The organism is Novosphingobium silvae, assembly GCF_009856825.1.
GTDB lineage: Bacteria > Pseudomonadota > Alphaproteobacteria > Sphingomonadales > Sphingomonadaceae > Novosphingobium > Novosphingobium silvae.
Window position 1 is genome coordinate 1 of the sequence record NZ_WVTD01000048.1, and the last position, 6,541, is coordinate 6,541.

The following is a 6,541-nucleotide window of genomic DNA, read 5'->3' on the forward strand; positions in this document are numbered from 1 at the left end:
CCTATTGCTGGACCGATGCCAACGCCGCGCAAACCTCGTTCGAACTGAGCAGCATCGCAAGCGCCGCCTGATCGTCCAAATTACAGCCCCGTTCTCAAGGCCACGTGGGGGATTTTTACCGCTTACGGTTTTGCTTGCGCCGATCCGCGAGAATGTCCGCCGAGGCTTGCTTTCTATCCAGAGCCAGGCGATCGGAAGCGAGATGAATAGGGTGAGGGCGGCAAGCGATAGGTATGCCCAGCGCCATCCGTAGGCCGAGATGATCGCATAGAGTGCGATCGGCAGTACCGCCGACATCATGCTGAGGCCGCCTCTACCGATTGCGAGCGAGAAACCCCTCGACTTTGTGAACGTTGCGCAGATCACTCGTGAATAGCCCAGACCGGTCGTCACCAGACCTCCGACCGAAAGCGCCGCATAGAACAGGTAGAACTGCCAGATGCCGCCCGTCATGGATCCCAGCATTGCCCAGCCAAGGACAACGATGACGATCGAGGCCAGAAGCGGTCTGCGGGTGCCCGTCCGATCGATCAGACGCCCGGCGAACGGAGCCGCGATGCCCGACAGGATTGAGGCGAGGTTGGCAAGGGCGATCTCGCCTCGCGACCATCCGAAGGCGGCCTGAAGCGGCATTACGAAGATGCTGAACACCGTCGGGGTGATCGAAGTGCCAAGGCCCATGCCGATGAAGGCGGCGAGGCCTGTGCGCCAGTTGGCGCTCCATTCGGCCATGATCGTGTCGAATTGGCTTGGGCCCTGCTGGGACAGATCGGCGGCAGGCAGCGAGATGCCATCGCTCTGGCTCAATTCCTTCTCCTACTTCTCGATTTCATATCAGGCTAGCACAAGCATCCCGGAAGGACGGCTCCGCCTCGCCAAGCACCGCATATGTGATGCCTCCCGGGTTTGACGCCTCTCGGGCAGAAGACGACTTGCTCCTTTCAGCTGATTTCCACACTGACCATAATGCCGCCGTGCCAAGCTGGCTTTCCGATCGCTTCGCCCGGTCGTGGCCGCGCGTGCGTTTCGACAGGGATACCGCTCTCGCAGAGGACGGCACTATCCTGGCGGGGGCGCAGGCGGCGCGGCGGACATCGGCCTTTCGGTGCGCCTTGTCGAGGGCATCGCTTATCCCGACATCGCGCGCTGGCTCGCCGACCACATGGACGTTGCCGAAAGTTCGGGGCAGGAGCCGAGGGCCAATACGCCCATTGCGCGTGCGCGGGACTGGATCGCGGAACGTTATAGAACATCGACATTGCCGCACTTGCCGAGCCTATGGGCATCAGCAGGCGCACATTGCACCGGCCCTTCCTTGCCGAAACCGGAGCCGCTCCGAGCGGATATCTCCAGTCGGTGCGCATCGAGGCGTCCCAAGCGCATGCTGGAGCACGCACCGTTTTCAATGGAGCGCATTGCACCGCTTGTCGGTTATGGCGATCCCAGCGCCCACCGCGAAGCTTTCAGGCAACGAACCGGGTTCAGTCCGCGCGCATGGCGAGGGAGGGACGCACGACAGGCGAATAGGATCGCCGCTGATTGACTGATCGGTGTTTAGGGCCTGGACGATCGAAGACGCGGTTGAAGAATCGAGTTTGAAGAGGTTTCTGAAGGACTGGCGGACGCTGCCGTCCTGGCCCGGAGATGATCAATCATCGCATTTGTGATGGCCCAAAGGCAGCAATTGCGCGCTCAGCGAACGCAAAGCAAACATGACCAAGACCAATTCCACCTCGATCAAACTGCGCGCGGTCTGCATCCGCATGCGGCCCTTGACGTCTCGCTGTCACGTTTCAAAAGGCTGCCTTCTTGCCCCAGGACAAGTCCACTACTCGCGCCGACTATCGCTATGCGCTGCCGGTTGCCACTCGCTGGTCCGACTGCGATGCCTACGGCCACGTCAACAACGCCATCTACTATGCGATGATGGACCAGGTGGTGACGAGGTATATTCTGAGCGTCGGGGTCATTGCGATGGAGACGTCACGCTCGATCGGCCTTTGTGTTTCGAGTGCCTGCGAGTTTCATCAGAGCCTGGAATTTCCTGAGATTGTCGATGCCCGTCTTCGTATCGCCCGGATCGGCGACAAGAGCGTGCGTTACGAGATCGCCCTGTTCAAGGATAGTATCGAGGAGCCTGCCGCAACCGGGCACTTCGTCCATGTCTATGTGGACCGTCATACCCGCGAGCCGGTCAGCCTGACGGCAGAGCAGCGCGAAGCGCTCAACCCGCTCCTGGTGGGATAATTCAGGACAAAGAAGGAAAGGAAAGCTGATGGACAAGATCAGGTTCGACGATCGCGTCGCGATCGTCACGGGGGCAGGCGGCGGACTGGGCCGCACATATGCCTTGGAACTAGCGCGGCGCGGCGCACGCGTGGTCGTAAACGACCTTGGCGGTTCGGGAGCCGGTGTAGGCGCTTCGAAAACGGCCGCCGATTCCGTCGTCGAGGAAATCCGCGCGGCCGGCGGCCAGGCTATTGCCAGCCATGAGAGCGTGGCAAGCCGCGAAAGCGGGGCGGCCATCGTTCAGGCTGCGCTTGACGAGTGGGGCAAGGTCGACATTCTGATCTCGAACGCGGGCTTTCTTCGCAACAACCGCTTCGAGGATCTTTCGGACGACCAGATCGATCCGGTCCTCGACGTTCATCTGAAGGGGGCTTTCTACGTCGGACAGCCCGCCTATCGCGCCATGCGGGCAAACGGCTACGGACGCATTCTCTTCACCGGATCGGCATCGGCCATGTTCGGCCACGCATGGCAGGCCAACTATGCAGCTGGGAAGGGCGGTCTTATGGGCCTGTCGCACGTCGTTGCGATCGAAGGTTCGGCATGCGGCATTCAGTCGAACGTCCTGCTGCCGACCGCCTTGTCGCGGCTTGGAGATGAGATGACCACCGGCTTCATGGAAATCCCAAAATTTGCAGAGGCCGTCTAGCGCGTGAACCATGCTGTGCACGAAGGCCGGGTCGAGCTCGGCTTCAACACCCCGCTCGCTCTCTATCTGGTGAGCGAGGAGTGCAGCGCGACTCACGGGATCTACTCTTGCAATGCGGGGCGCTATGCCCGCGTTCGCATCTGCGCGGCCGAAGGTTGGGTCGCGCCTGCCGGAAGCCAGCCGCCGTCAATCGAGGATATCGCAGATCATTTCGGGCAGATCGAGGAACTCGGCGATTTCAGCGAGCCGATGACCGTCTACGATGAGTTCGGCGCGGTCGAGAAGACAGCCCGCAAGCAGGGCGTAATCGCCTAGGATATTGTGTCCTCGGAGGCAGGGGAGAACCGCGATTCCTACCCTGCTGCGGCCGTGTAACTCAAAAGGTCGGCGATCTGGGGCAGTGTGCCGCTCGATCTTTATCTCGGCCCTGAGGGGAGTATCAGTCAGGCCGGGTCTCCTTCGCCGAATAGCTTCGCAAGACTGCCCGAGAGCGGTACGGGAACGAAGCCGTCGCCGTGAGGCCAGTCGAGAAAACCGGCAGCCGCCATCGTGCCGCCGTCGACATGGATTGTCGTGCCCGTAACAAATGCGGAGAGGTCCCCGGCCAAGAATAGAACCGCATCAGCGAGCGCGTCTGCAGGCGGGGCAGACTTGAGGGGGACGTACATACCGAGACCCTTCGCAATCGTCCCTGGCGCCATCGAGGCATAGCCTGCCGCGACCTCTGGCGGCATGGCATCGGCATTGCCTTTGCTTGGCGTCGTATCGGGCGCAATGCAGTTCACCCGAATGTTCTCGTCGCCGAGTTCGACGGCGAGCGCGCGCGAAAAGTTGGTGGTAGCAGCCTTGGCCCCCGCGTAGACGGCAAAGCTTGCGGCGCCGCGATGGGCCTCGATGGAAGTGAAGTTGATGATGCTGCCGCCGCGATCCGAAGCGCGCAGCAGCGGGACCGCATGCTGGCAGGACTGGACGACGTAGCCATAGTTCGCCTGGATATCGCGCGCGAAGTCCTCGCGCCGGGCGTCCGCAAACGCGCGGCGCTTCGTCCCGCCGGCGATATTCACCGCGATGTCGAGGCGCGCGAAGGCGCGGTGGACTCCGTCATAGAAGAGATCGAGCGTGGCCGGATCCGCGGCATCGCCTGCAAGTACCTCGACCTTGCGCCCCAGTGCGCGCGCCTGTGCCGCGGTATCCTCAAGCGCGGATGTGTCCCGGTCCATCAGGGCCAGATCGACGCCGCAGCGCGCCAGCGCCAGTGAGACGGCAGCGCCGATCCCCCCTCCACCGCCAATGACAGCGGCGATCCGGCCTTCGAGACCGGCACGTTTATCGAGAAGATGTTCCATGCGATACCTCCCGTGGCTTTGGCGCAGGATTGACTTGCCGCAAGCCCATGCTGGGGCGCCAGACCCGACCCGGCACTTCGGCCGTTTTGCCCCCAAGCTGTGCCTCTGACCGGCTGACGCGTTTCAAGCCTTTGGAATGGCTGCCCGCGACGGGGCCCGCGTCTCGGCTTCTCAGTTCCAAGCCGCCGGAAAGCTGCTGACGATGCGGAAATTCGATGTCTTGAAGTACTTGAGCTCGCCAGTGCGGCGCAGGCGCGGCAGGCGGTTCATCAAACGCTGCAAAGCGACCTTTGCTTCAAGTCGGGCGGTCCATGCGCCCGGGCAAAAGTGAGCGCCCGAGCCGAAGGAGAGGGCCGGGCTTCGATCCTTGCGGTCCATCCGGAAGGTGTCAGGATCGGCGAAATGTGCTGGGTCGCGATTGGCGCTCAGGATCGAATAGAGTACGCGCGAGCCTTCCGGGATTGTCTCCGATCCCATTACGACCGGACAGGTCGTACCGCGGAACATGCCGATCGTCGGCGGATCGATGCGCAGGGTTTCGTCGATCGCCTTTTCGATGAGCGACTGATCGGCGCGTACCTGCTCCCAGCGATCCTGAACTTCGAGCAGGCGAGCAAGAACATTGAGGATGAGCGCGCCGGTCGTGTCTACCCCGCCGATAAAGAAGCCCCGCACGGTGCGCCGCAGTTCGTCATTCGTAAGGTAGCGGCCCTGGTAGGGCGTCGCCATCAGGACCGAGATGAGGTCGTCGCTGAGGACGGTGCCGACATGTTCGGGCTTCGGCACGTCGATACCCGCGGCAGCAAGGACGCGGCGCCGCGTTTCGAACTGCTCGTCGAAAAAGTTGTAGAGCTCGCCGATAATGCGTGCCTGCTTGGCCGGGTCGGCAATCATGTTCGAAAGGAAGGCGTCGGTCCATGTGCGATAGCGCTCTACCTGCCCGCGCGGAAGGCCCAGCGCAATTGCCGTCACTTCCGCCGGAAGCGGCTTTGCAAAAAGCGGCTGCAAGTCACCCGACCCCAAATCCTCGAAACCGTCGATCAGGCGGTCGGCAATTTCCTGACAGTCGTTGGTCCAGCGCTTCACGCCCACGGGCGACATGTAACGCGTATAGAGCGAGCGGAATGCCGAGAAATGCGGAGGATCCTGGTTGAGGGCGTAGCGGGGCTCCATTGGGGCCAATTGGTTGCCGTAGGACTTAGTGAAGCGGTCATGGTCGACCATAACGTCCTTCACTGCCTCGTAGCCGCCGACCAAATAATAGTCCTGCTGCTCGACGTGGGCGACCTGGCCTTCTTCACGCAGACGCTTGTGGAAATCCTCGTGATGTCGCAGCGCGCTGTCCGATTCCGGATCCACGTGTCGCATGGCCGCGTTCCTCTCCTGTCATGGGCCGCGGGTTGTCCCGGGCTCCTGCTCACGCTACTCTCGGCGTACCAGCGGGTCATTGCTGACTGACGGATGATCATGTTGGCGATGGTTGGAAGGGTGTCTCGCGGACTAACCTGGAATTGCGCTATGCTGTTCGGTCTCGGCAGTGCGCAGAACACGCCGGAACACTTTTGATGGATCAATGGTTCGCTATTTTGCACAGCGGGCTGCGGCGAAACGGCAGAGACAAGTGAAAGTCGACACATTGGCAAGCTTGAGCAACGGCGCAGCGACTCTGGCAGGTGAACGGCTCGAACAGGGACCGGTTCCCCTCTACTATCAACTCGAACAGCGCCTGCGAGCCCGCATTACTTCGAACGAGTTCCTGCCGGGCACTGCTCTTCCGACCGAAGACCAGATTTGCGCTGAGTACAGCGTCAGCCGCATCACGGTCCGTCGCGCGCTTGCTGCGCTTGCGCAGCAAGGTCTGATCGATCGACGACGCGGCGTCGGCTCGTTCGTTGCCGAGAAGCTCAAGGGTATCAACAGCCATTTGACCGGTTCGCTCAACGAATTCCTTGCCATGGCGGGGTCGCTGAATACCCGCTGCCTCTCGTTGGGGCGGGCCGATCCACCAATCCAGGTTCGCAATCGCCTTGGCTTGGAGCATGGCGAGCACGCCGTTTTGCTGCGCACGGTGGGTTCGCTTGAAGAAGGTCCCGTTGCCTATCTCGAAATCTGGTTTCCCCCCTCGATTGGCGATAACAGCCCGCTGCCGAAGTCGATTTTTCGGGACGGCGCTCAGCCCGGCCCCGCAGACATGATGATCAGCAGCACGCCGGCTTCGGCTGCGACTTGGCCGACGAGGGCGAAGATCAGCGCGTTT

Annotated in this window: 7 protein-coding genes; 4 read left to right on the forward strand and 3 right to left on the reverse strand. The window is 61.8% G+C overall.

Annotated features, from left to right (window positions below; all coding sequences use genetic code 11):
• The coding region (locus tag GR702_RS21720) for an MFS transporter (protein ID WP_160987599.1) at positions 1 to 807 on the reverse strand (807 nt) is incomplete at its 3' end.
• A 1,002-nt stretch (positions 808 to 1,809) separates the two neighbouring features.
• Here GR702_RS21720 and GR702_RS21725 point away from each other — a divergent pair.
• From GR702_RS21725 to GR702_RS22515, 3 genes are read left to right on the forward strand one after another with little or no spacing between them, the layout of a single operon-like run.
• The gene (locus GR702_RS21725; protein ID WP_160987600.1) at positions 1,810 to 2,247 is read left to right on the forward strand and encodes an acyl-CoA thioesterase; all 438 of its coding nucleotides are present in this window, start codon (positions 1,810 to 1,812) and stop codon (positions 2,245 to 2,247) included.
• A gap of 28 nt (positions 2,248 to 2,275) precedes the next feature.
• Entirely contained in the window at positions 2,276 to 2,938 is a 663-nt protein-coding gene (locus tag GR702_RS21730) for an SDR family NAD(P)-dependent oxidoreductase (RefSeq protein WP_237449883.1), read from the forward strand.
• Positions 2,939 to 2,941: 3 nt separating this feature from the next.
• Positions 2,942 to 3,253, forward strand: coding sequence for a hypothetical protein (locus GR702_RS22515; protein WP_237449884.1), 312 nt, complete (start codon positions 2,942 to 2,944; stop codon positions 3,251 to 3,253).
• Positions 3,254 to 3,381: 128 nt separating this feature from the next.
• Here GR702_RS22515 and GR702_RS21735 read toward each other — a convergent pair whose 3' ends face one another.
• A complete protein-coding gene (locus GR702_RS21735; RefSeq protein WP_160987601.1) occupies positions 3,382 to 4,284 on the reverse strand; it encodes an SDR family NAD(P)-dependent oxidoreductase in 903 nt (300 codons plus the stop codon).
• A 171-nt stretch (positions 4,285 to 4,455) separates the two neighbouring features.
• Positions 4,456 to 5,652 carry a cytochrome P450 gene (locus GR702_RS21740; protein WP_160987602.1) on the reverse strand — a complete coding sequence of 399 codons (1,197 nt, stop codon included), beginning with the start codon at positions 5,650 to 5,652 and terminating at the stop codon, positions 4,456 to 4,458.
• 169 nt (positions 5,653 to 5,821) lie between these two features.
• Between GR702_RS21740 and GR702_RS21745 the strand changes: the two genes are divergently transcribed.
• A partial coding sequence (locus GR702_RS21745) for a GntR family transcriptional regulator (RefSeq protein WP_160987603.1) occupies positions 5,822 to 6,541 on the forward strand: 720 nt, incomplete at its 3' end.